At 41.7% G+C, this 24,691-nt stretch carries 25 protein-coding genes; 9 read left to right on the top strand and 16 right to left on the bottom strand.

Going from position 1 to position 24,691, the window contains the following annotated elements:
• Positions 1-164: 164 nt before the first annotated feature.
• From AVL57_RS06660 to AVL57_RS06640, 5 genes are all read right to left on the bottom strand, one after another.
• On the bottom strand, positions 165-380 hold the full coding sequence (locus AVL57_RS06660; RefSeq protein ID WP_057792334.1) for a tellurium resistance protein TerC: 216 nt from the start codon (positions 378-380) through the stop codon (positions 165-167).
• 144 nt (positions 381-524) lie between these two features.
• The gene (locus AVL57_RS06655) at positions 525-1,457 is read right to left on the bottom strand and encodes an AEC family transporter (RefSeq protein ID WP_057792332.1); all 933 of its coding nucleotides are present in this window, start codon (positions 1,455-1,457) and stop codon (positions 525-527) included.
• Positions 1,458-1,607: 150 nt separating this feature from the next.
• Positions 1,608-2,627 carry a LacI family DNA-binding transcriptional regulator gene (locus AVL57_RS06650; RefSeq protein ID WP_057792331.1) on the bottom strand — a complete coding sequence of 340 codons (1,020 nt, stop codon included), beginning with the start codon at positions 2,625-2,627 and terminating at the stop codon, positions 1,608-1,610.
• Positions 2,628-2,684: 57 nt separating this feature from the next.
• Complete coding sequence (locus AVL57_RS06645) at positions 2,685-3,863, bottom strand: polysaccharide lyase family 7 protein (protein WP_057792329.1); 1,179 nt, start codon at positions 3,861-3,863, stop codon at positions 2,685-2,687.
• Positions 3,864-4,095: 232 nt separating this feature from the next.
• On the bottom strand, positions 4,096-7,029 hold the full coding sequence (locus AVL57_RS06640; protein WP_061093580.1) for a TonB-dependent receptor: 2,934 nt from the start codon (positions 7,027-7,029) through the stop codon (positions 4,096-4,098).
• A gap of 760 nt (positions 7,030-7,789) precedes the next feature.
• On the opposite strand from AVL57_RS06640, the gene AVL57_RS06635 reads away from it, so the two are divergent.
• The 4 genes from AVL57_RS06635 (at position 7,790) to AVL57_RS06620 (ending at position 12,946) form a co-directional block, all read left to right on the top strand.
• The gene (locus tag AVL57_RS06635; protein ID WP_057792325.1) at positions 7,790-8,557 is read left to right on the top strand and encodes an SDR family NAD(P)-dependent oxidoreductase; all 768 of its coding nucleotides are present in this window, start codon (positions 7,790-7,792) and stop codon (positions 8,555-8,557) included.
• A 198-nt stretch (positions 8,558-8,755) separates the two neighbouring features.
• On the top strand, positions 8,756-10,000 hold the full coding sequence (locus AVL57_RS06630; RefSeq protein ID WP_057792323.1) for an Nramp family divalent metal transporter: 1,245 nt from the start codon (positions 8,756-8,758) through the stop codon (positions 9,998-10,000).
• 12 nt (positions 10,001-10,012) lie between these two features.
• Positions 10,013-10,501, top strand: coding sequence for a gluconokinase (locus AVL57_RS06625; protein ID WP_057792322.1), 489 nt, complete (start codon positions 10,013-10,015; stop codon positions 10,499-10,501).
• Positions 10,502-10,657: 156 nt separating this feature from the next.
• On the top strand, positions 10,658-12,946 hold the full coding sequence (locus AVL57_RS06620; RefSeq protein WP_376738712.1) for a polysaccharide lyase 6 family protein: 2,289 nt from the start codon (positions 10,658-10,660) through the stop codon (positions 12,944-12,946).
• Positions 12,947-13,469: 523 nt separating this feature from the next.
• On the opposite strand, the gene AVL57_RS06610 is transcribed toward AVL57_RS06620, so the two are convergent.
• The 5 genes from AVL57_RS06610 to AVL57_RS06590 form a co-directional block, all read right to left on the bottom strand.
• Complete coding sequence (locus tag AVL57_RS06610; RefSeq protein WP_057792318.1) at positions 13,470-14,330, bottom strand: PhzF family protein; 861 nt, start codon at positions 14,328-14,330, stop codon at positions 13,470-13,472.
• A gap of 123 nt (positions 14,331-14,453) precedes the next feature.
• The gene (locus tag AVL57_RS06605; RefSeq protein ID WP_057792316.1) at positions 14,454-14,783 is read right to left on the bottom strand and encodes a hypothetical protein; all 330 of its coding nucleotides are present in this window, start codon (positions 14,781-14,783) and stop codon (positions 14,454-14,456) included.
• 89 nt (positions 14,784-14,872) lie between these two features.
• Positions 14,873-15,466, bottom strand: a complete 594-nt coding sequence (locus AVL57_RS06600) for a rod shape-determining protein (RefSeq protein ID WP_057792314.1) — start codon at positions 15,464-15,466, stop codon at positions 14,873-14,875.
• A 54-nt stretch (positions 15,467-15,520) separates the two neighbouring features.
• A complete protein-coding gene (locus AVL57_RS06595) occupies positions 15,521-15,985 on the bottom strand; it encodes an energy transducer TonB (RefSeq protein ID WP_057792312.1) in 465 nt (154 codons plus the stop codon).
• Positions 15,986-16,060: 75 nt separating this feature from the next.
• Positions 16,061-16,291 (bottom strand): hypothetical protein, encoded by a 231-nt coding sequence (locus AVL57_RS06590; protein ID WP_138118034.1) that lies wholly within the window; start codon positions 16,289-16,291, stop codon positions 16,061-16,063.
• A gap of 619 nt (positions 16,292-16,910) precedes the next feature.
• Between AVL57_RS06590 and AVL57_RS06585 the strand changes: the two genes are divergently transcribed.
• The 3 genes from AVL57_RS06585 to AVL57_RS06575 are packed head-to-tail and all read left to right on the top strand — an operon-like array spanning position 16,911 to position 19,163.
• Positions 16,911-17,315, top strand: coding sequence for a PadR family transcriptional regulator (locus tag AVL57_RS06585; RefSeq protein WP_057792308.1), 405 nt, complete (start codon positions 16,911-16,913; stop codon positions 17,313-17,315).
• 5 nt (positions 17,316-17,320) lie between these two features.
• On the top strand, positions 17,321-17,899 hold the full coding sequence (locus tag AVL57_RS06580) for an HAAS signaling domain-containing protein (RefSeq protein WP_057792306.1): 579 nt from the start codon (positions 17,321-17,323) through the stop codon (positions 17,897-17,899).
• Positions 17,892-19,163 carry a metallophosphoesterase gene (locus tag AVL57_RS06575; protein WP_057792304.1) on the top strand — a complete coding sequence of 424 codons (1,272 nt, stop codon included), beginning with the start codon at positions 17,892-17,894 and terminating at the stop codon, positions 19,161-19,163. The genes AVL57_RS06580 and AVL57_RS06575 overlap by 8 nt, the downstream gene beginning before the upstream one ends.
• 114 nt (positions 19,164-19,277) lie before the next feature.
• On the opposite strand, the gene AVL57_RS06570 is transcribed toward AVL57_RS06575, so the two are convergent.
• Positions 19,278-19,802 carry a YcxB family protein gene (locus AVL57_RS06570; protein WP_057792301.1) on the bottom strand — a complete coding sequence of 175 codons (525 nt, stop codon included), beginning with the start codon at positions 19,800-19,802 and terminating at the stop codon, positions 19,278-19,280.
• Between the two features lie 120 nt (positions 19,803-19,922).
• Between AVL57_RS06570 and AVL57_RS06565 the strand changes: the two genes are divergently transcribed.
• Positions 19,923-20,207, top strand: a complete 285-nt coding sequence (locus tag AVL57_RS06565) for a type II toxin-antitoxin system RelB/DinJ family antitoxin (RefSeq protein WP_057792300.1) — start codon at positions 19,923-19,925, stop codon at positions 20,205-20,207.
• Entirely contained in the window at positions 20,204-20,485 is a 282-nt protein-coding gene (locus tag AVL57_RS06560) for a type II toxin-antitoxin system RelE/ParE family toxin (RefSeq protein ID WP_057792298.1), read from the top strand. Before AVL57_RS06565 ends, AVL57_RS06560 begins: the two co-directional genes overlap by 4 nt.
• 307 nt (positions 20,486-20,792) lie before the next feature.
• Here AVL57_RS06560 and AVL57_RS06555 read toward each other — a convergent pair whose 3' ends face one another.
• The 5 genes from AVL57_RS06555 to ppnP form a co-directional block, all read right to left on the bottom strand.
• On the bottom strand, positions 20,793-21,200 hold the full coding sequence (locus tag AVL57_RS06555; RefSeq protein ID WP_057792296.1) for a GNAT family N-acetyltransferase: 408 nt from the start codon (positions 21,198-21,200) through the stop codon (positions 20,793-20,795).
• Between the two features lie 113 nt (positions 21,201-21,313).
• Positions 21,314-21,868, bottom strand: a complete 555-nt coding sequence (locus tag AVL57_RS06550; protein ID WP_197427695.1) for a hypothetical protein — start codon at positions 21,866-21,868, stop codon at positions 21,314-21,316.
• Between the two features lie 44 nt (positions 21,869-21,912).
• Positions 21,913-22,245 carry a hypothetical protein gene (locus AVL57_RS06545; RefSeq protein WP_057792294.1) on the bottom strand — a complete coding sequence of 111 codons (333 nt, stop codon included), beginning with the start codon at positions 22,243-22,245 and terminating at the stop codon, positions 21,913-21,915.
• A gap of 52 nt (positions 22,246-22,297) precedes the next feature.
• Entirely contained in the window at positions 22,298-23,707 is a 1,410-nt protein-coding gene (locus AVL57_RS06540) for a serine hydrolase domain-containing protein (protein ID WP_057792292.1), read from the bottom strand.
• A gap of 581 nt (positions 23,708-24,288) precedes the next feature.
• On the bottom strand, positions 24,289-24,573 hold the full coding sequence (ppnP, locus tag AVL57_RS06535) for a pyrimidine/purine nucleoside phosphorylase (protein WP_057792290.1): 285 nt from the start codon (positions 24,571-24,573) through the stop codon (positions 24,289-24,291).
• Positions 24,574-24,691 lie beyond the last annotated feature (118 nt).

Raw genomic sequence — 24,691 nt, 5'->3', positions numbered from 1 at the left:
TTTGATTTTTATAAGGTGTTATTAATCGTGTCGTTAAATTCTATACTCGTAACGAGTTTAGCGTATAAAAATAACATGACTATGAAGGTTATACTGAAACTTCAGATTAATGGTTTACGATGTGCGATGACAGGGGGGAAAAGCGCAAATTACGCAGTAACAGCTTAGCGAAATTTACGCATTAATAATACGCGGTCTATTCTTCTCGCGCTTGAGGTCATCATGTTTTGACTTATTTTGAGCCATCCACGAGCACGAGGCCAATCGTAGCTTAGCAAAACCAAACCACCTATTACCAAAAGAATTGAGCCTGGTAATAGGGTTAAAATAATGCCGCCGATAAAAAGAATGCCACCAAGGGTTAATCGAACAATTTTCACGATTACTTTTCCAGCTGATTGAAAACAACTACCTGCATTGTGGTTCAATTCTTAAACGTTGCCAACCAGAAAAGTGTAAACAAGTGTATAACGCGATTAAATTCGTATGAGCAAAGGTTTGCCTAGCGCCGCTACTTAGTACTCTTAAACAAGCCCCAGCATGGCCAAGCTGCCGAAACCAATGGCAGTAATAGGCAGTGATATTAACGTGCTTAGGGCAATGATACTGGCCGCCAAACGATGATCGCCCCCTAAGTTTCTTACCATCACGTAACTGGCTGCGGCTGTCGGGGCAATAGATAGCAATAACACTATGCCTAACTCCATGCCCCTAAAGCCAGCTAAATACGCCATACCCACCAGTAAGGCGGGGTAGACAATACATTTACTTATTGTAGCTAGCGCAATGTTATACCAGTCGCTAGAAAAAGAACGAAACTGCAGCGATGCGCCAGTACAAATAAGGGCTAAGGGCAGGGTAAGCTGGGCAAAGTATTCGCCTGTTCTTAATGCCACCTCGGGTAATGACCATTGAAAATAAGAAAATGGTAATGCTGCAACAATCGAAATAATAAGGGGGTTGCGTGCAATGCCTTTAATTTGATTCATAGGCGCCGTAAAACCTACCTGATAGAAGTTAAGTACAAACACTGACATAACATTGTACAAAATAGTAATACAGCCCATATAAACCGATGCCGCCGCTAAGCCCTCTTGCCCGTATGTATTCGCGCAATATGCTAAGCCAATAATACCCATGTTAGCCCTAAAACCACCTTGCACTACCACCCCGCGAGCATTTTGAGGGTTCACCGTGAAATGCACTAATAGCATTAATACCGCGCACATTAGTACCGAACCACTTATTCCAATAGTGATAAGGGTAAAGTTAGCAGCGTTTGAAAAGTCTGACTGGCTAATAGATAGAAAAAGTAGTGCGGGTAGGGCAACGTTGAAGACTAACTTTGAACCCGATTCGATAAAGGCCTCATTTAACCAGCGGATGCGAAAAAACACCCAGCCCATTAAAAGTAGGATTAAAACAGGCACTAGGGTACTGGTAATAAATGAAAGCATGGGAGTTAGTCGATAAAAATACTAAATTCAGTAGATAGGCAATACTGTACCAAACTTAATCGAGATTGAGTCGGCAGCGTGAAAATAAAAATTCACTCTTTTCAGTGCGATGGACTACGCCGCCTTGTTCAAAATGAAAGATTCAAAAGCCTAAGCCTTGGGCGCTGCGCAAGATGAACGCTCGACCAATGAGCAGGGCACCAGCATGCGGGTATTTACCGATTTTGGGTTGTTGATTTTATTCATTAACATGCGCGCTGCTTCGCCGCCTAATTCGTAAGGTTGCTGTTTTATTACGGTAATAGGCACCTTAAAAAATTCAGCCATAGGAATTTCCTCAAACCCAAGTAAAGAAACATCTTGCGGAATAGGAACGCTAGCCGCTTCTAATTCTTTTAATACATCAATGGTTATTGCAATTTGCTGAGTAAAGAAAGCGGTTGGCGGATTGTCTGATTTCAGCATCTCAATAGGGGAGCGATGCAAACCTTCTTGCCGACTCCAATGAATAGTCAGGGCTTCATCAACGGGAATATTATGTTTTGTATGTGCATCTACAAACCCCTGGTATTTCTCTTGGCGAGACTTAACTGATTCGAATTTCTGGGTTACAAAACAGATATGCTTGTGGCCCAAGTTAATAAGGTATTCAGTGGCATCAAAAGAGGCACGTTTGTAATCAGCGACCACAATGCCTGTGTCACAGTCGTCATGTTCTAACTGAAACTGCACCATCGGCATGGTGTTGTTTGAAATGTCTTCTATTAGCTTTGCGTTGTTACCGCAAGAGGCAATAATTGCGCCGTCTACGTTTAACTGACACAGCGTAGTCAGCGCGTTTTTTTCAGTTTTTGGTTCAAAGTCCGAATTATAAATGAACAAGTCGTAGCCATGACTTTTACAGTAATCGTCCATACCGCGTATAGTTTGGCTGGTGTAATAGCTAGCAATGTCTCTAACGATAACACCAAGGGTTTTAGTCTTATTGGTTTTCAGGCTGCGAGCAATATTATTAGGAACGTAATTTAGTTCCTCTACCGCTTTTTGTAACCGTAAACGGGTGTCGAACGACATAAAATCAAAGCGGCCGTTCAAAAATTGCGACGCGGTACTTTTAGATACGCCGGCTTTCTCAGCCACATCAATCAGTCTAACTTTACTCTTATTCATTATTATTCTCTTACTAAAGGCGTTAATGGAGTATTTGAATCGCCAAATCCTCGGTAGCTATTTCACTTCAATAGCATCGCCTACCTGCAAATGAGAGAAGGACACACGGGTGTAGTTACCTGCTTTTTTATCGGTTTCCCAATCGCCAGTACCCGGGCAAGCAGGGTAGCGAAATGTTGGGGCATCCTTCGTACTGCACTGGTTATACGCGCCAGCTTTAAAGAACAGCCAATCGTTCTTGTAAGCCACAGGGTCATCATAGTCATCTATAAATCCATTGGCATCAACATTATTGGCTAAATTAATCTGATGTTTAACCGTCGGGTGATTATCTGCAGTAAAGGTTAAGTACATTGTATCGCCGTAAACATTAATCTCATAACTGAAAGATTCACCAAGGGCGATACCGTTTTCACCTGGATTACTACTGTCGTGCCAGCCATCGCCCCACACAGGGTAAGCAATGTCGGTACGTTTAGGGTTATTTTCGGGTAAATTCAGTTCGTAGTTCCAAAACACGGTACCAGTATCGTGATTTGGATACTTTTTATAATAAATTTTAAGTGGCTCGTTCCCCCAGCCAAACCCTGATTCATTGTTACGAAGTTCGTCTAATTTACCCGCATGAATTTGGCCTACTACAACAGAATAGGCGGGTGGCTTGTCATGATATTTAGCGTTAGTAGAAACATGATCTACTTTAAGTGTGGCTTCCATTCGTGCACCAATGGCGGCGAATTTATCTGCTTCAGGATTTGATGCCAATGCAAAGTAATTTGCGGGGTTTTCTAAGCTAGGAACATTACCGTTTTCATCGGCATAAACTTGGCGAAGTTCGCTGCGGGTATTGGTAGACGTGGGAGAGGTAAATGCTTTATTAGCCGCGGCAAATACCATGTTGTTATTGTCATCTAAGTAAAAGAATTCATCCACGTGGAAACGCGGTAAGTCTTTATTTTCAATTCTGTCGGCCTTCCCATCACCGTCTCTATCTAATGGTAAGAGAATATTCCAAGGAGAAAGATCGAACACGTCGCCAGGGACTTTGATTGCCAACTTTGTCTCGTCGGCAGCATTCGCGAGCTCGTCCATTGTCTCCATATTGGCCTCTGTTGCTGTTTTGCTGTTTGATGATGTTTGCGTATCGTTCTGCTTATCGTTTTGTGTATCATTACACCCAGCAATTAAAGAAAGCACGGCTAAGCCGGCCAAATAAATAGGTTTAGCGTCAGTCATGAATGCGCTCCTAACGGGCATCGTCAAAAGAAAAAGTAATGAATAATGAAAAAATGTGCCGCAGCATGCACTGCGGCGAAAGTAGGGCATTGCAATTGGGTCGACTAGCTTTATTCTTATAGCGTTACTCACATAGGCCTATTCAAGTAGGCCTAGTCATATAAGCTTAGACAAACAGGCTTAGACGAACCGCTTTATTAAAGTAGCCTAGCAAGTAGGCTACTTTATAATCCTACCAGCGCGCTCTTACGCCTAAGGTAAAGCGTCTATCCGATTCACTGTACTGCCAAATGCTGTCTAGTTCGGTCACTTGTACAATAGGCTCACCGGTTAAGTTAACCGCGTTAGCCACAACCGTTATATGCTCGTTAACATCGTAGCTGGCCGAAAAGTCGAACTGGCCCCGTGCTTCACGGTAGTTATTACCCAATGTAGGGTCGAAGAAAGCTTCTTCAGGGTTTGTGCGGTTATACACACCTGTTGCGAGTGCACCAACAGGACGTACACGCTTTTCATCTTGCGTGTCTAAGTATTTATCGCGCCAGTTGTAGGCAAGACGTACTTGAAAACCGGCATTTTCCCAGTAAACCTGACCATTGAAAGTATGGTTTGAAATGTCTAACAATGGGTTACCATCAGGCTGCTCACTGTCTGCATATGTGTAGTTGGTGCTAATACCAAGCCCAGACCACATACCTGGCAGGAAACTAAACTGTTGTTGGTAGGCAAGTTCAATACCTGCTACTTCGCCACTGCCGCCGTTAACGTCCGTATCGATGACAATACCCGTTAAGCCAGCGTCGCGTTGCGCTTCAACATACGCAAGGTCTTGATCCCCACTGACGTAGTTCACATCAGCTTGACTTACCCCTGCGGTATCTAGCAAACACACGTTCACGTTCACGTACTCGGTTACGTTTTGGCCTGTTACCGTGTTGCTATCAGCCATACAAGAGCTACTAGCTACCGTAAATGACTCTACATCTTTATAAAAAATAGCGGCAGAAACCATGCCTCCTTCACCAAAGTAATGCTCAGCAGATAAGTCGTATTGGGTAATACGGTAGGGGTCTAGTTGATAAGAACCTTGGGTACCGGTAACGAGTGAGTTATCGACACTAATAGCAGGGCTAAGCTCTCCAAACTCAGGGCGACGCATTACTTTCGCGGCAGCAAAACGTAAAATGGTATCGTCGGTTAAAGAGTAGGTGGCGTTTATACTTGGAAGAAAGTCTGAATAATCGTAGCTACCGGTTTGATCAAACGTATTCGATGTTAAATCGGTTTGAACATAGCGAGCACCTACCACAGCGGTAAGGTCGCCGAAATCTAAATGAAACTGGGTATATAACGCTTGGGTTTCTTCGCTTATTTGCGCATATGAGCCCGTATTGCGAACCATATTGTCATCAAGTGTACCAGTAAGTTCATGGCTACTACCATCCAGCATTTGTTTCACGCGGTCGTATGTACCATTAATATTGTAGGCAAGCTCAGCACCATCATAAACATAATAATGGGTTAGGGCGTTATTACCCGAAATGCCTGATTGGTCGAAGGTGTTACTGTGGTTAATTTCTTTGAACCCACCAAATGCAGCGTCAAATTCATCTACCCAAGTAGGTCTGACAACGCCATCGTACGACACACTGGTTTGTAAGTTTTTAAGCTCACTACCATTATTGCGTAAGTCGTAACGGTCTAGCTCATAGTCTCTGTCAGTAGTGCGAATACCTGCCTTAATTTTGGTAAGGAAGTCTAAGCCTGAAAAAGGCTCGATGTATTCCACGTCAAACCGAATAGCAGTTTCTTCGTTTTCTTCATAATAACGCTGATGGGTAAATTGACGGATAGCCAGATTGCTTGGGTCTAACAATGCGTCTTCATCCGAAAAGGCAATGCCAGGTACTTGGTCGCCATCTTGGGTCATGGTAATGGTGAATAAGTTTTCGGTAATGGTACCGTCTTCTTCATACTGTGAGCGCGAGATAGGGCGTAAGTTAAACTCAGAATTGGTGCGAAGGCTTTCAGATTTGGTATAAGCGACTTCGCCTGAAATTTTTAGTTTGTCAGTTATAAACCACTCGCCACCCAAGGCATTTGACATAGAGTCGTTGGTGGTAAAGTCGGCCCATGTCTTTGGCTGTACAAACGCGCTACCCGAGCCAAAGCTTTGCAGTTGGCCTTGTGCGTCATCGTAGGCATCATCTAACACCAAGTCAGAATAGTCTTTGCTGTCATTTAATACCGAGTAAGCTTCTTGTCCACCGTCAAGATCGGTGGCATTAACATCTAGGTAAATAAAAGCGTCAGTATCTTTTGGGGCCCACTGAAGTGACAAACCGTAAGCGGTACGTTCACGCTGTTCAGTTTTTTGCTCTACGGTATTTTGGCTACGTACAAGGTAGTTGCCGCTAGGCGTGTTGGCAGAGTCGCTGTTACCGTCGCCATCTAAATCGAGTTCTGTTGGAGTCACTAAATTAAAAAACTCATCTCGTCTTAAGGTGCGATCTTGATAAGACATCACCACAGAAGCCCCAAAGGTACCAGCGTCGCCCAAGTCCCAGTTTCTGCCAGCGGCACCAGTAAACATAGGCGCCCAGTTTTCTGCTTTATCGGCGTATTCACCATCTAGCGTAATGGCGACCAAAGGCTCTTCAAGCTCTAATGGGCGCACGGTTGTCATATTGATAGTACCGCCAAGTGCGCCTTCAATCATTTCAGGGGTAGGGGACTTAACCACTTCAACGGTTTTTAGAAAACTAGAAGGGAAGTCATCTAGGCTAATACCACCACGGCCACTGCCTGACGTAGAACGACCATTTAATTCAACACGGTTTTGAGAAATACCGCGAATAGTCACTGATTCACCCACACCAAAGTCACGGCTAATAGACACACCCGTAATACGTTGCAGCGCTTCAGCAATGTTGTTGTCGGGCAGCTTACCAATGTCTTCTGCTACTATGGCATCCACAATACGAGAATCGTAACGTTTTAAACGCGCCGACTCCGCAATACTGCTAGCAATACCGCGAACTTCAATAACTTCTAATGAATCGGGTGTTTGTGTGTCCTGTTCTTCTTGCGCAAAACTGGGCACAGAAAAACCCACTGTGGTGGCGGATAAAATGGCAACCGTAAGTTTTGATAATTTGTTGTTCATTTTGCTTCTCCAAAAGCTGTTCAGCTAAGTACCTCACAAACATAAATTATTATTAAATTCTCTTGTGAAGTGACGGCTTGTCTTATTAATCAGGCAATGTTTATTCGCTCTACTTGCTTTTCCCTATAACACTAAACCGGTTTAGTTTTTTATTTCAAAAGAACTTCTGAGACCGGAATATTAACAATAAGGTTACATTTGCATCGCTTTTCGTCAACAAAAAATTATCCAAAAGTACTAAATTTATTCACTCAGGCCGATAAAAAACGCTTACAGTCTTTTTAAAATAAAGGGCCGGGCGAGTTTTAAGGTAAATCTATATCGTTTAATCAGAAACCAGATTGTAAAGACTTGAATAAATCGGTGCTACTGGGCGAGAGTGTGAGTAAGGCTGTAGAGCAGAATAACAGTCGGTATTTTTTACATCTAGCATTTGGGTAAAACTTTATAAAGGATAAAGCGCTGAAATATATAGGTATTAAAGTCGTTTTTAATTGGCGGCTTGTTAATTTAATGAGTGTGAATTGTATGTTAAGTTGTTATTTTTGCGTTGACATCACTCACTTCTATGTTAGCTTGTTGGCAAAACTAAACCGGTTTTGTTTGATTATTTTAAATAATGAACTTAACGGGGTGTAAAACATACTTCACAGAAACTATTGCTGGTTTTCGACTTGCGACATCATTGCCTTAGCGAAAATGCACAAAACGTTATCTGTGAATTTGTTAACTGATTTTCAATTATATAGAGGGTTTTGGTGTGAATACGTTAACTGGAAAGCGAGTATTGGTAACCGGTGGTGCCAGTGGTATTGGCGGCGCTATTTCTTCTGAACTTGCGGCACAAGGTGCGACCGTTTTTGTGCATTACTATAGCTCGAAACACGCAGTTGAAGAGCTTCAGCAAGAAGTGCTGGAGTCTGGTGTTGGGGAGATTATTCCGCTTCAAGCCGACTTAACCAAAGAAGACACGGTTAATACCTTCGCTAACGAAGTGGCTAATTTAACGTCTACGCTTGATATATTGGTAAACAATACCGGCGACTTGGTTGAGCGACACACCTTAAGTGATATTAAAAATGACTTTTGGGAACAAGTGATGGCGGTTAATGTGACCTCTATGATGATGGTTACCCGTGCACTCTTACCTATGCTAAAACGCGCTGATGAGGGTGCATCTATTGTGAATTTGTCTTCACTTGCAGGCCGAAAAGGCGGGCACGGCGGGTCTCTCGCCTATTCCACATCGAAAGGTGCGGTGCTTACTTTTAGCCGTTCATTAGCCGCTGAATTAGCTGGCGACGGTATTCGCGTCAACACGGTAACGCCGGGGTTGATCTTAGGCACACGTTTTCATGCTACCCACACCACCGATGAATCGGCGAATAAAACCATCAGTGAAATACCATTAAAACGGGCAGGCAACCCAATGGATGTGGCCCGAGCGGTAGCCTTCTTTGCCTCTGAATACAACGGGTTTATCACTGGTGCGACGTTAGATATTAACGGCGGCGTATACATGGCCTAGAGGGCTGGTATAGAGCTCAGATATAGAGCTCAGATATAGAGCTCAGGTATCAGGCTCATGTAAAAAACAGGCCTAGGCAAGCCTAAACGCTAGGTTTAAAAATACGACTGTAAAGGTTGGTATCGTCAGGCCTTTTTGCATAAGCCATAACCGCAGGTTTGCTATAACTAACATTGTCAGAATGACAGAGGTAACGAGATGTCGTCGATAATAAAAAAAATAATGGCCTTTGGGCCAGCCTTCTTTGCAATAGGGTACACCATAGGTACAGGTAGCGTTACGTCTATGATAGTAGCGGGCAGTACCTATGGCATGTCTTTGCTATGGGTGTTGTTCCTAAGTTGCCTATTTTCAGGGGCACTTATCTATGCATTTGGTAATTACGCCATTGTTACCGGTGAAACTGCGCTTTATAGCTTTAAAAAGCATCTTAAATTTGGGCGACCTATCGCCATACTCATTATTGCGGGCGTTACCTTTGGCCAGTGGAACTCATTAATGGGCATTCTCGGCATATCATCTAACATTATTTTTGAAATGCTGGCGTTGTATTCTCCATCCCTTAACGCTTACAAATACGAGTTGGTGTTAGCCATAGCAGTAAGTGTCATTAGTATTATGTACGCCATTATGCTGATTGGTAAGTACTCGTTGTTTGAAAAAATTCTGGTTATGTTTGTATCCTGCATGGGTATTTCATTTGTGTTTTCGTTATTGGTAGTACATCCCATGCCCGCAGAAGTGGCAGCGGGCTTTGTTCCTTCAATACCTGATGTAGAAGGCGGAAAAATGATGGTGGCCGCCTTCGTAGGCACCACTATGGCAGCCGCTACATTTTTATCTCGCCCACTGTTTATCCAGGGTAAAGGCTGGGGTATGGAGAACCAAAAGCAGCAGAAGAAAGACGCTTTTGTGGCAGCGTTTTTAGTGTTTGTAATTAGTGCATCGGTAATGGCCGTTGCTCATGGCGCGTTATACCACGAAGGTAAAAAGATTACCCATGTACTCGACATGGTGAACGCCCTTGAACCTATAGCAGGTAAAACGGCGCTAACGGTATTTTTCTTTGGCACGTTGGCCGCGGGCTTATCTTCGGTATTTCCTTGTCTGCTTATTGCTCCCTTGTTAATCGCTGATTACCGCTCAGGAAAGCTAGACACCAAATCTACTCAATTTAAAACTATTACCGGTATAGCCTGTTTAGTGGCGCTGATCATTCCCGTATTTGGGTTCAATCCCATTAAAGGGCAAATTCTTTCTCAGGTGTTTAACGTGTTCGTGTTGCCCTTAGTCATCATTGGCATTCTAGTGGTAATAAACAAACGAGAGCTTATGAAAGAACATGCGCCAGGCAAATTTCTTAACATAATGTTAGGGCTAGCACTGCTGTTTGCCATTGTTATTTCTGCCAATGGTGTAATTGCCATTGTTGAACAACTTTAAAGGGTAGTGGCAATGATTATTGTAGTGGCGGGTGTATCGGGTACCGGAAAGTCGACCGTAGGGCAGGCATTAAGTAAGCAACTGAGCTTGCCGTTTATTGATGCAGACGATTTTCACCCTGAAGTTAATAAAGCAAAAATGCAAAGCGGGATCCCGCTAACCGATGATGATAGATGGCCGTGGTTGCAAACCTTAGCGGGGGAACTTGCTCGCTACGAACAACAAAAAGGGGTTGTGCTAGCGTGTTCAGCACTAAAAGAAAGCTACCGAAACGTATTGAGCGCGAATGACACACTTCCTATTGAATGGGTGGTGCTTACAGGTAGTTACGGGTTATTAAGCGCCAGACTCTCTGCACGGGAAAATCACTTTTTCGACGGCCGTCTGCTAGAAAATCAATTGCAAACCTTTGAAATGCCCACTTACGGCTTGAAGGTAGATGTGTCAGCAACATTGGATGACATTATTAAAGACGCCACGGCATATGTTCAAACTACATAGGCATAACGTTAACACGCTATGGCATGAAGGTGAGTGACTTGCATCATTAAATTCATAAACAAATTTACGGCTGTAAGTGGTAACACAACGCATAGCAAATAGAAGTAAACAAATTTAATGGCGCAGCAAATAATGCGCCGTCAAGATGGAGTTTTTATGATGAAAGGCGTATTCGCATTACAGGTTAGTGCCTTACAAAAAGTTGTACCGCAACTAGCTCGAAAAAGTAGCGCGGCTAAGCTATTTGGCTTAGTGGTTTTATTCTGCGTTCACTCATTTGCATCTGCACAAATGGTGAAGAACATCGATGAATTCAACAGTGCTGTAACCCAAGCGAAAGCAGGCGATACCATAGTGATGGCAAATGGAGAATGGCATGACGTAGAGCTGGTATTAAAGGGGAAGGGCACTGAAGACAACCCCATTACACTAAAAGCTCAAACCCCTGGTGAAGTAAAAATAACTGGCCTGTCGAACTTAAGTGTTTCAGGTGAATACCTTGTAATAGAAGGGCTAGTGTTTACCGATGGTCATACGCCTACGGGCGAGGTAATTGCATTTCGCACTTCGCCAGATGAATTAGCAAACCATTCCCGATTAACGAACGTGGTAATTGATAACTTCAGTCACCCAGAGCGCCAACTCTCTGATTTGTGGTTAGCCATTTATGGCAAACATAATCGTATCGACCATAACTCGTTCATCAACAAACGTAACCGGGGCGTAACCGTTGCGGTACGTATGAACTCTGAAGGCAGTCGCAAAAATTATCATACTATTGAATACAACTACTTTGGCCCACGACAAGTACTTGGTGCCAATGGCGGCGAAACCTTACGCATAGGTACTAGCCATTTTTCAAGAGAGTACGCTAACACACTAGTGCAGTATAACTACTTTGATAGAACCAACGGCGAACACGAAATTATTTCGAATAAGTCGAGTGGCAATACTTTCAAAGGAAACGTGTTTTTTGAAGCCCAAGGCACCCTGACTATGCGCCATGGCCATTACACGACGGTAGAAAACAACTACTTTTTAGGCAATAGAAAGCCAAATACGGGTGGTATACGCATTATTAACGAACACCAAACCGTGAGTAATAACTACATGTATGGCTTAACGGGGCGTCGTTTTCGTGGTGCGCTGGTGATCATGAATGGCGTACCGAATTCGCCGCCAAACCGCTACGACCCTGTTATTGAATCTGCAATGAACAATAACGTGGTTATTGATAGTGACTATATTCAGCTTGGCGCAGGGGCAGATGAAGAGCGTTCAGCACCGCCTACCACTACAGAAATGCAAAATAACATTATATTGGGTAAGCAAAACCTTAACCCAATTACCGTATTCAGTGATGTTTCTGGCATTACCTTTAAAGGCAATGTGTTAAATGAAGATGCCAGTAACCTGCTTTCTTCAGGGTTTGAAAAAGTACCTTATAAGGTAAGCAAAAACAGTAATGGCTTGTGGGTACCTGAAAAAGCATTGCTAGACAACATCGATTTTGGTGAAGTAAAACTGCCTGTCACTAAGGAAGACACCGGTGCCCGTTTTTATGCGAAAAACGAAAGCCAAATACCCTTTAAAAGCGGCAGTAAAATTGCGGTTAAACCGGGTATGGATACACTTGCTAACGCCCTTGTTGCAAGTAAGCCTGGCGATATTCTAGTGCTTGAAAATGGTGGAGAGTATTTACTAACGCGCTTTGCCACGGTTAATCACCCTATCACTATTATGGCCGAGCAGGGCGATAAGCCCGTTATTCGTTCTGAAAAACCAAGCTTTATTGTAATTGAAAACGGCGGCGCGCTTGAAGTTGAAAACTTATGGTTTGATGGCGCAGCATCACCAGATTACAAAGGAAATAGCATTATTAGAACCAGCCGTTCTTCTATGAATATTAACTATGCGTTGTCGGTCGAAAACGTGAAGGTGACCGATTTAGATATCAACGGCTACTTCTACTTCTTTAAAGCGCACCCTGGTACTTTTGCCGACTACATCGATATTAAGAACTCCCATATGGAAAACATCACGGGTGCAGTGCTGTCGCTAAACAAAGAGACGGACGACTTAGGGGTTTACAGTGTAGAAAACTTAACCCTATCGGGTAATACGTTTAAAGACATCAAAGAAGAAGTGGTAACCATTTACCGCGGCGGCTTTGACGAAAGTACTTTTGGCCCAGCGGTAACTATAACTAACAATACGCTAAACAATGTAGGTAAAGGTTCAACCCATAGAACTGGCGCTTCTATGTATTTTCATGGTGTACAGAACCTCCATGTTAGCGATTCAACGTGGGTTGATAGCGCGCCTATTTCGCTCTATTTAACCAATGGTGAGCCTATAACTTTGATTGAAAATGTCACTATGAAAAATACGCCTAAGATACAATCAAATAGCGATAGTTTTGAAGTGAAAAACGTGACGTACTAAAAGCGTTTGGCGTGGTGTAAAACGTTGAATAAACGTTTACGTGAATAATATGAACTCGGCATTAAGTGCCGAGTTTTTTTATGCAAAAAATTTGGTTTCGTGCATTAAAACCGATACTCAGTTCAGTAGGAAAAGTAAATCTCATCGCTTAAAATGATTTTGACGCTAACTCACTAATCCCAAGACCCGTGCCCGTATTCCTTAATTGATAATTCTATGAAAAAGCTATATTTAAAATTTGTTGCAACGCACTTTGTTTTAAGTGCCATCATGTTTTGTGTTTGGTACCTAGTTGCCGGAATAGAGAATGCAAGAGAGATGACATTCGTCATAAGTACGTTAGCGAGCTGTATAGCGGCTAAAAATCTTATAGATGACACGTTGAAAGAAAAGGCGCTGACGAGCAATAAGAGCTAACATTTGGATTAGATTTTTCAGCACTATTGGGTAAAAACCTTCGAGCTATCGTGCGAAGCACAGAACGTACGCCACTATCCCTGTTTACGACAATAAATCGGCATGCTTAAATTTCTATTTCAACCTGTCGAATGGAGCGGCCAACGCCACCAGCCATTAAACGACTGATGCTACCATTAACCAACTGTAAATTAACATTTATTACGCTGGGCGATGGTGGGTCCATTAAATGGCCTTGCTCAATCAGTAATGTCGTATCTTCGAGTCCTTGGCGGTCATGAAGATAGCAAGCTAAAGGGCCAGCAGCCATGCCGGTTGCAGATTCTTCGTCTATCCCATAGCGTGGTGCAAACATTCTAGCGCCAGCGTGACGTCCGTCAACTTCGGTATCTCTTGAAAACACATAAAAACCTATCAAATCGTATTGTTCGCTTATTTCATTAATAAGGGCTTGATTAGGGTGTATCTCAGCGACAGAAGACGCATTTTGAAGGGGCACAAGTAAAAAAGCATTCCCCGTATTTACAATAGTTACTGAGTCGAGCAGCACATCGCTTGAAAGATTAAGTGCAGCTCGAACTTCTTCGGTATCTAATACATCGGTGTAGGTCGGCGGTGACTGCTCCATAAATGCCATTGAACCATCAATAATTATTTCTCTCACGCCATCTACTGTCTCTTTCGACATCCGCCCATTTTGAACAAGACCAAGCTCACTCATTCTGCTAAACGTTGCTATGGTGGCATGGCCGCAATGCGCAATTTGCTGTACTGGGGTGAAAAACTCCAGCTTTATAGTGGCAACGTCTGAGCGAGAAACAAAGGCAGTTTCAGATAGCCCCACTTTTTGCGCCACGTGTAGCTTCTGCTGCGCGGTTAAAGCGTTCGCATTTAAAACCACACCGGCTGAATTTCCACCTGTGTCACCGTCAATAAATGCATTTACTATTTCAACAGAGACTTTCATGACAATTCCTCGTAATGATAGGGTTGGCAAAAGAGGGCGGTGAGAAATGATTTACTGCAACATCGATAATGTTGAAGTTTTTCTCTCTGCGTCCTTACCAGTTTCAGCTAGTAGTTATCCACATTAAACAATGCCTTTCTCAGCACTTGGAAACAACAAACAAGCACGGTCAAACACTAGAGCACTGTGTTTTTGTGAGAGGGTGATATCGATAGCATTTGAGCTGTGACTAAACAACGTAACAATATTGCCCGCTTTTTGAATACGCGCCGCCTTATGTTTTTTTATTCGCTTACCCTGAGATGGCCAAAGTCGTGCTAAAGGAGTGTGAAGAATGAGCACGTCATCACCAACCTCTTGCAATACATGCTCTGGATTATTTAGGCGTGGAGACCTCCACATAAAAAAAGTAAACAGAAATATAAGCAGTGCTACTAAATAGAGATATTCCATCCGGTTGTCATTTTCCTTTAGTGAATGGGATAAGTGTTAATTTATAAAATTCAAAGTATCCCAACCCGCTTTGGTCCAATTAATCTAGTTCATTTGCCTAAATACCAAACAGCTAAAGTTAACATTACAATGTAAAAGACAAATCCGCCATAGCTAGCCAACTTTGATGGTGGTGAACTACTTTGTATTGTAGGTTTATCGTCATCTTCTAGTTCGTCAAAGTTCATTGTTTCTAAACGTAATTTGAAGCCCGAATGAATCTTTACTGCTATTGCGCCTGCACCAATCGCTGACTCTTTGAATGCTCGCTTTTCAATCATAGTGAGGCCACCTTCAGTTTTTTCCATCGGGTGGATAATAACCTTAGGCCTTGGCCGTAACACTTTATTATTACTTAAATGCTTGAATGTGTGTTGCAGTAGTTTTTCGCCTACATAGAAGTCTGAGAAAAGTACTCTAGGGTGGGAAAATGGATTAATGGCAATTTCATTGTGTTGAAGCTTCTCACTCGCTTCTTTACCAACACCTGAAATCAGCTTCTCACCTTTATCGTTAGTTTTAATGACTATAGCGGGGTAATCATCAAAAGATTCGCGCGTTGCAGTATCAGTGACTTTTAATCGATGCTCCCAAATTTGCACATACATGACTGACGCAAATTTTGAACGTAAATTTGGAAACATCCTATGTTCCTTAGTTCGGATGGGTGAGTGATTCTTAATATCTAAATTACTTGTTCATATATGAGAAAAGTCGCATTGCTTTTCTGTTTCAGCTTTATTTTTAGAATTGCTAACCATAAAGTTCAATTGGGTTGTGGTTAGTACCGGTGTGTTTTCAATATTGTCTTTTGATGCTGACCACTTCCACCTGTTTAATGCTGCCGCCGCAGATTTGTCAAATACACCTTCAGGGTATGATTTTTTAATTTTAAACCCACTTAGTGTTCCGTTACTATCAATTGCTACAATAAAATCAACACAGCCAGACAAGCCTCTTCTAGCAGCATCAACGGGGTACTTGGGGTCTGCACTTTTTATTACGACCCAATACCTCTCGATTAAATCCATTTTACTGTCTGCAGTTAAATCTATATACCGAATAGGTTCTTCAGCAAAAGCTTGGGTAGTTTCGTTGGGCTTAAGCGATGCACAAGACATCACAAAAACACTTAGGATTGATAATGAAACTAATTTTCTCATTGATAACTCCTTGTAGCTCTAACATCCTGCTTGTTTAGAATGTCCCTATGCACGCAGCGTTGGGTACTTTTTTGCTTATGTACTTGCTAATTCAGAGTTACTTTTCAGTTGTTTAACGCAGCGTACAAAAACAGATATAGATGTTATTCCACCACAAATGATTCCGACTTCAAGGAACGACAGTTCAAATGACCCTAATACATACATCGAGCCAATTGTTGAACCAAGCACAAACACAGCTGCCATAAAAACTACGAAAGCAATAACTAACATTGACCAAGTCCCTATTTTATTCCTTTTAGTCATACTGATTTTTTCCTTAGATTGTATTTAAGTACATAACTTTTCAATTATGGATGATAACGCTTGGCTAAAATTTTTTGCAGCGAATAGAGACTGAACAAAGCTTCAGTCTTTGCACATAATTAGCTAGTTGTGTGTTAACTTCGCAACAACCTACCTGGCTACCAATTCATGCGCCCAGTCAATATATTGAGGCAATAGTATGCCGGTGATAATTTTTTCATAAGAAAGTGCTAATGCAATAATGATAGCAATTAAAGTTAACGCTGCAAATTTGACCATTTTCATTTTGATAAAAATCCTTTTTTACATCTTGTCAGCAACCTTAAATAGGGTTCAGTGCTCGATGCTTATATTGTTCTTATTAAAGTGCATTACAGCTAACTAGACCTCTAAACCGACCTATCTAAACACATCATTCTGAGTTCAACACTGTAATCAATAAATTCAGATTACCCTCCAACTTCTCAAAATTAAACAACAAATTAAATTGTTGCTCTTCGCTCACAAATTAAAAAACCAAAACGAACCGTTAAAAGCGTAAGTTGTATTTTGGTTGTTTACTATGCTATAAATTATACTATGTATTACATAGTAATAAGTTTAACCTAGCTGGAAGGTCATGACAGAAACTGCAAATCTAAGCGCGAAGTGGGATGCTCAACTACGTAAAGGCACTTTAGAGCTGGCGGTGCTTGCGGCTGTCGCAGGTGAAGAAAAGTACGGGCTGGCGATACTCAATTACCTACATGGCTTTGAAACCATGGTGATTAGTGAAGGTACGCTTTACCCACTGCTAGACAGGCTTAAGCGAGAAGGGGTGCTTAATGCAAAATGGCACCAAGAGGGTGAAGTGCGCCCACGAAAGTATTATTCACTCACCGACAGTGGTCTTGAACGATTACATGTTCTGCGCGCGCGGTGGAAGCGTTCGGTAGTTGATATGGAATCGTTGTTAGCAGATTCAAAAAGTGGCGCGAATAACAGCACAGACAACGGCAAAGAAACTGGAAAAAGAAAAGGATAAGCACAATGAGTGGAAGGGAACAAATAAGCAACTACCTAAAAAGCTTTAACCGTTATTTGGCCTCGTTAAGTTCTGAAGATGCGGCTGAAGTGATTAAAGAAATTGAATCTCATATTTATGACGTTATCGATCAGCAGGAAATGGCCGGAAAAGAGGCCGATATTGAAGGTATCTTAGCTGGCCTTGGTGCGCCTAGAGTACTTGCCGAAAACTACGTAAGTCATATTCAACAAGGTACGCCGCCACCAAAAGGATTTCGCCCATTAGCATCGGTCACCAAAGGGCTGTCGAAAACCTTGTACTGGGGCATGTTGGCCTTTGGCTATGGTACAGGTTTAGCGTTGGTTGTATTGGCATTTGCGAACCTGTTGTTGCCTAACGGCATTGCTTTTTGGGTAGAAGCTGAGGGGAACTCTGTTGCTATTGGCTTTTTAAGTAATCCTATACTGGCGCATAGCGACACTACTATCTCAGGCTTGTGGATAACGCCGGTGGCGTTGGTAAGTGCCTACGCGATCAGCTTACTTACGTACCGCATTCTGGCTTTGCTTAAACGGTTTGCTGTTGGCTATCATTATGCTTAAACGTGCAGCGAAACGTTTAGCTAAATCACTAGGGCATTTTCTGCTTGTTTCTCTTGTATTGGCCGTTATTGGCGTGGGTGTCTTAATAAGTCAGCATGGCTCTATCAATATGGGCGATGCGCCATTGGCCTATAAAGTTGGTGGGGAAGGGCCGTTTGTATTTTTCACGAATAAAACGACGTTAAGCTCTGATGTAGCAAGCTCTGATGTAACAGGCGCAGATGTTAAGGGCTCTGGCAATGGGGATACTTCTGTTGAAATAAATTACATTCGGGGAAGCCGAGAAGACAACTTCTTTATAGAAAAGCGCCATGTGCCTTTAACAGATAAAACAGCAGAGCCCCTTGAGGTTTATTTTGCTTTAGAAGATGCCACGTTCACCTTCAATTTAAAGCCATTAAACGCACTGAACACCAATACAGCGTCGGTATATGAAAGCAATGCACCTATTTTGGCAATATCCGACTTAGAAGGGAATTACAAAACCTTCCGTGATTTCCTTATTACCCATAACGTTATTAATTCAAACCTTGAATGGCAATTTGGTGAAGGCCATTTAGTGCTAGTGGGCGACATGGTAGACAGAGGGTTTTCTACTACTCAATTGCTCTGGTTCATTTATAAGCTAGAGCAAGAAGCCCAAAAAGCGGGCGGGGTGGTGCATTACATTATTGGTAATCACGAGCTTAAAAACCTTCAAGGCAATTTTAAATCTGCGGCTAATAAGTATATTCCCATTGCGGGCTTGCTTGGCAAAACCCAGGCCGATTTATTCAGCCACAATTCGTACATAGGGCGTTGGCTTGCCAGTAAAAATACTATTGAAAAAATAAACGGCCATTTATTTGTACATGGTGGTATTCATGAAGATATGGCGAACCTTGATTTAAGTTTGCAACAGATAAACACTAAGGCTAAAGCCTATTACCGACAAATGTATTTTCCCGGTGTAGCCGATAAGGTAACGGAAGCGTTAATTTCAACTGAGACCGGGTTAGCGTGGTATCGAGGGTATTTCAAAGGTGATGTAAGTAATACCTCTGTACATAAAACATTAGATAAGTTCGACGCACTATCAGTAACGGTAGGGCATACCTTACAGTTTAGGGTAAATAAACAGTTTGACGGCCGCGTGTTTGCTATTGATGTGAAACATCCTGATGATTATCGTGGAAGCTTTCCAACAAAACATTCTGAGGGATTGTTGATAGAAAAGGGTAACTTTTATCGGCTAACTGAAACCGGTGAAAGAATAGCTTTATAAGTATTTGGGAAAAAGTCAGAGTACCGTTTTAGCGTTTAACGTGCTCTTACTTTATTTTCACTGTTTGCGTCGCTATATCCACTTCACTGTTTTCATCGACCAGTACGCTTTTGTTTATACATACTTGTTTATATAACTTTTAAATTGCTCTATTGATCCCTGGGAGACAAATGCACTGCTTGGAATTATAAGAGCGAACATCTTATCGAGAAATATATAATAGTCACCGGAATTTTCTGTTACTTCTTCTACACAGCTCCAAGAATAGTGGCACTTTGAAACGGCGCTAGTTTCTGTAATCCCTTCAGGCGTGAGTTCAATAGACTTTGCACCCAGAATAATGCCCTGCTTATTGGGAATGCTGAACTTCCTAGCTTTGAAATTCGCGTACATTGAATAGCCAATAATAAGACAAAATGGTAATGCACCAACAAGCGCCGAACTCAAATCTATGCTAGATACTTTTGACGTGAAGGATTGGAAAATGAACATGAAAAATACGGTGATAAATAGCCAAGCAACTAAATTAATGGCAAAAGCTTTAAACTGACTTTGGGTTTGGCATGCTCGCTTGACCGTGAAGTTAAGGAATTTTAAATAAGCGCCTTTGTCCACATCAAAAGTCACTATGTATTTCATATACCATCCTTGTAAGTACAAATTCCCATCTCGCAAAACGGGTTTTATGAGTGGTTTGTTAGTTGCCGTAAACCTAACACGCGTGCTAACATTTGTGTGTACACGTTGAGGGAGTTTACCATGGATACTCGCATACAATTTAGAGTTGATGAAGAAACTAAACGCTTGGCTCAGACAATGGCTGAGAGCCAAGGGCGTACGCTAAGTGACGCTTGTAGAGAGCTTACTGAAGAACTTGCTGCACAGCAACGCAAAATAATAACTCATGATCAGTGGCTTACTGAAGAGGTTAATGCTGCGTTTAATAAGTTAGAAAGTGGGCAGAGTGAGTTTGTCAGCCATGAAGAGGCTAACTTGGACATGGAAGCTCGAAAAATGAGAATTAGGAATAAAGCCAGAAAATGATCGTTTGGGAAAAAAATTCACTGAACGATCGTGAAGCTATTTTCGAATTTTTATACGAATTTAACCCATTAGCAGCAGAAAAAGCTGATGCAACAATTGAAAAAAAAGTCGAAAACTTGCATCAACAACCTCTAATGGGAGTTGAGAGAGAAGGTATACCGGGAAGGTTATTAATAACCCCTGAAGTCTCAATGATAGTTTCATATTTCATTAAAGATGAAATCATTCACATTCTTCGAGTTTTACACCAAAAGCAAAAATTTCCTGTAGGTAACTAACGCCGCTGTAACAGGAAATTCTGTGAAGTGTAGTTTTGGAGTAAAGTTGCTTAGCCACCCCAAAATGGAGCGTTCAACCACAGTCCCTACGATAGCTTTAGTAGGCTGGAGATTCAGTCTTTGAAACTTTTAACTTTCGAAAATGAAAACTTTTTCCAGGTCGACTTATCTGTATTGACCGCACTTTTAGGGTAAAAGAACTCAGCGCCGTACTTCCCTTCGTGGTAGCGGCATAATCGCGAAGTGCCGCCGCGTTACTGTCCCAGCGAACGGAGTGAGTGGCAACAGCGCTTTGTTAGGGCTTTGGCTAGATAAACCTACACATGCCAAAGCCAAGCGTTTCACCAGTTCGTGATTGAAACCCAAATTTTTCATAGAACTTTTCTTTTCCGTATGCTGAAAAAAGTCCAATAGTTGACCCCGGTGGGCAGTTTAAAGTTAGGTAGTTATTAATAGACTGCATTATTTTAGACCCTAGGCCAAGTTTTTGATGTTTTGGGTGAACAATGATGTCTTGGATATAAAAGAACATAGAATTGTCACCAATCACTCGGCCACAACCAACGAGTTCATTATCTAGGTACAATGAAACCCAAAATAAAGAAGAATCTATGCTGCGTTCAACGAATAGCAACTCAGGATTTTTCCAGCCAATGGCTTTTCTTAGTGAAACAAAATCAATCGCGTTTGGCGGTTCTTCTTTCAAAATAATCATTGGTGGGAACAGTCCTTTTGCCCTAACGCCCTAATTTGGCGGCGCAAACACGTGGGCTGTACTGCGAAGCACGGCCCACGTGTTTGTGTCCCCAACATTTGATTGTTAGCACTTTACTTCACAGCCTCTTGTTCCAAGAACAATGGCAAATTATTTAGTTTACCTTTTAGACTGGAGTATTTATTTTCAAAAAACAACTGAAAGGCTTCTTTTACTTCTAAAGCATCTTCCGTCAAATAGATTTTTAACCAACGAATCTGTTTCTCTTTACCAAATCCGAAAAGAGTCTTTTTTACTGTGGGCTCCACTATTCCGATTAGATAAGCGAATTCGTTGGGCTTGCCCACCACCGAGACAAACAAATCAACATTAGCTGATTTGTTTTTAACAGAAATCGTTGCTTCGCTTCCACCGTTACTTTGACCTACCTCTTCTTGCCACGGAAAGTTATTAAATTCACTTAAAAATAAATCGTAGGTTGCGATTCCTTTTAAGTCGTACTGATCGAAGTCATAGCCCGCATGCTGTATATCATATGTGTATTGTGTTTCTGCCAAAGCTACATTCCATGTAAGTAAAGTGAATAAAAAAAGCAGTGATGTCATATGGGGGCTAACTTTTAAATAAGGGGCGCAGGCATGTGGGGCATAATGGCGAAGCCACCCCACGTGTATGCGTCCCAGCGAACGAAGTGAGTGAGTTTATTGGCTTGTTATGTTCGACTTAAAAATACCACTGCACTTATAATGATATTGAGCTTCTCTGTTGCATTTAGACCTGCATCTAAATCTTTTTTATAGATCTCGGGTAAATTATCTTTAAATGCTTTTATGTTATCGAAACCGCCATTTTTATATGCGTCAGCAAATTCAATGCAATCCAAGCCTTTTTGTGATTTTGAATTTATGCATTTTGATGCCTTTAGAGCTAGTGAGTCTATACCCGACAATACATCATCGGCAACATCCTTCGAGTTCTGACTTGCACACCCCAAAAGTTGAGAGCACAGGAGCACTGTAAAACTGAAACTACAAAACTTATTCAAATATTTCTCCGAGAATATAACGCAAAGCTAAGAGGCAGGCGTTAGCCTGTCCTTACTTAAGCGTATTGTTATGACCGTAATTATCACTCACGTAATCACTTTTAAAACTGGCATCAATAGTTAGAGATTTACTAAAAGTACTTTTCGCAGCCTCTCTATCTCCTTTCGATAAATAGGCAAATGCCAAACTGTCGTAGGCCTGCGGTGCATTGGGGAACAGTGAAACGAGATATTCGAACATATCAAATGCCTCTGTCCATGATTTTGTATTAAGTAGTTCCATTCCTGCTTCATTAATTATTCTGCCGATGAATCGACTATACCCACTGTCGTTATAAACCTGTTTGAAGTGTTTATAGAATTGCTGTTTTCCTTTTGATTGGTAGTACTCAAAGGCAAAGTTTTTTTCCAATTGTCTGATTGGCTGATACTCACCATTTTTGATGTAAGAGTATATTCTACCGGAAATGCGCTCAGCAACTAAGTGATCTGTGTTTGCCAGAACGACTATTTCATAGCCAGTATCCAAATCGACTTCCACGGCTGCACTGACGCCCTGACCACCGCCATATGCACCCCAATGGGAGTCGTCCATTGCAAATAATTGGCGATTAATTGCGTCTGAGTTTTTCAATAACTTATTACTATAGAATAACGCTCGATAAAATCGTTGCACATCCACAACCGTCGATTCAATGCCGCCATCGGGACTAGGGTGTTCAGTAACACCGACCTTCCTCAGCTTGCCATTATGCTGGTATGTATATCGGATTGATTGATATTCATGAGAATTAACCGGCCTGAAAGTCGTTGAAGTCATCTCAACACGATTGAAGATATTGTTTTTGAGTAGTGCCTCGAATGACTTTCCAGTTACTTTCTCAAGAATCACTCCTAATACCACATACCCATAGTTTGAATATTTACGATCAGTCCCAGGTGTGAATAAGAGGGGGCTTTCTATCAATATTTTTATTTTCTTGTCTAGAGTATCAAATGCAAGTTGATTCTGACGATATTCGGCCACAAAGATATCAGCAAAACCAGCACTATGATTTAGTAGGTGTTCAATTGTGATTTTGTCAGCATCAGGTTGTTTGAACCCCAACTCGAAAGCAACTAGTTTATCACTTAACTTTAATTTGCCTGCCTCAACCTGCTGCAAGATCAAGACCTTGGTAAAGTCTTTCATGATTGAGCCAAGATTAAAGCGACTTTGAGTGCTGTTTTTTATTCTTTCTTCGGTATTCTGAAAGCCATAAGATGACGCAAACACTACTTCATTATCTTTAGTTATCAGTAGGCCGCCGGAAAACCAGCCCATCTGCTGGTATTGCATTGCGATGTTGTCTCCAATCATTGCTAGACTAGCAGATTTATCTTCCCCCATATCTTCACTGTCGAAAGCCAGTGAATAACTGGCAAAGAATAAAAGAAAGATTAAAACTAAATTTCGAACCATTTGGCGGAATCCTTTCTGTCATAACAGTTAACTAGACCCCAATCCGGTCTGTCTAAACACACTGTTATGGTTTTTTTAATTTTATCCATATTGTCAGATTACCCGCTAACTCCCGAAAATAAAACAATAAATCAGAATGGTGCTTTCTGCTCATGAGTTAAAAGTATCAAAACGGTATGTTAGGGAGTAAAGGTGCGTTTCACTCATTTGCTTGTTTTTATAGTAATGATTTTAACCTAACTTAAAGGCACGAAATGAACTTAAAAACAAAGCGGGGAGGTGAAGTGTAAGCAAAGTAAAAGCGACATAGCATTAATAGAGCGAGAGGCGCGCCAACGGAACTACTATTCTTTAATCAATAGCGGTTTTAATGATTAAATATTTGACGTAATGGTGGCAGAGTTCAGTGATAGATATGAAATCGCTATGAGCAAATAAACAAAGCGACAGAGGATAAAGAGGGTAAGGCAACACTCAACGTACTTGTATCGAATCTACCCAACGCTGCCGCCTGTATAAAAACACAAGCGCAGCGTCAGGTAATCCTAAGCTAAAAACTTCTGTAAGCTTATAAATCAATACTAGCTATAAAAGCAAAGGTAAGCAGTAGGCGTTTCAATTTTTACATCGAAAGACAAGTTAGCGTCTATGGTAAATTCTGTGCCCGTTTTGAAAGACTGCCAGTCGCTTGAGCCAGGAAGCTTAACGGTCATTTCGCCTTCCATTACTTTCATTACTTCGTGCTGACTGGTGTTGAAGGTGTATTCACCTGGCGCCATTACGCCTGAAGTACATGGGCCACTTGCCGACTCAAATGCAATTGAACGAACCTTGTCATCAAAATAACTGTTTACTGTAAAAGACATAAACTGCTTTCCTTTTATCGAGAATAGAAGAGCGGGCATTGTGCAATATTTATAAGTGAATGGCTAACTTGTGATTTTCTAAGATATTCTAATTGGTTAAAAATACACGCCATAAAAA

Origin of the sequence: Alteromonas stellipolaris (assembly GCF_001562115.1) — a bacterium.
Taxonomy (GTDB): Bacteria; Pseudomonadota; Gammaproteobacteria; order Enterobacterales; family Alteromonadaceae; genus Alteromonas; species Alteromonas stellipolaris.
The sequence above is the reverse complement of the archived record's forward strand: the minus strand, read 5'-3'. Positions and strand labels throughout refer to the sequence as shown.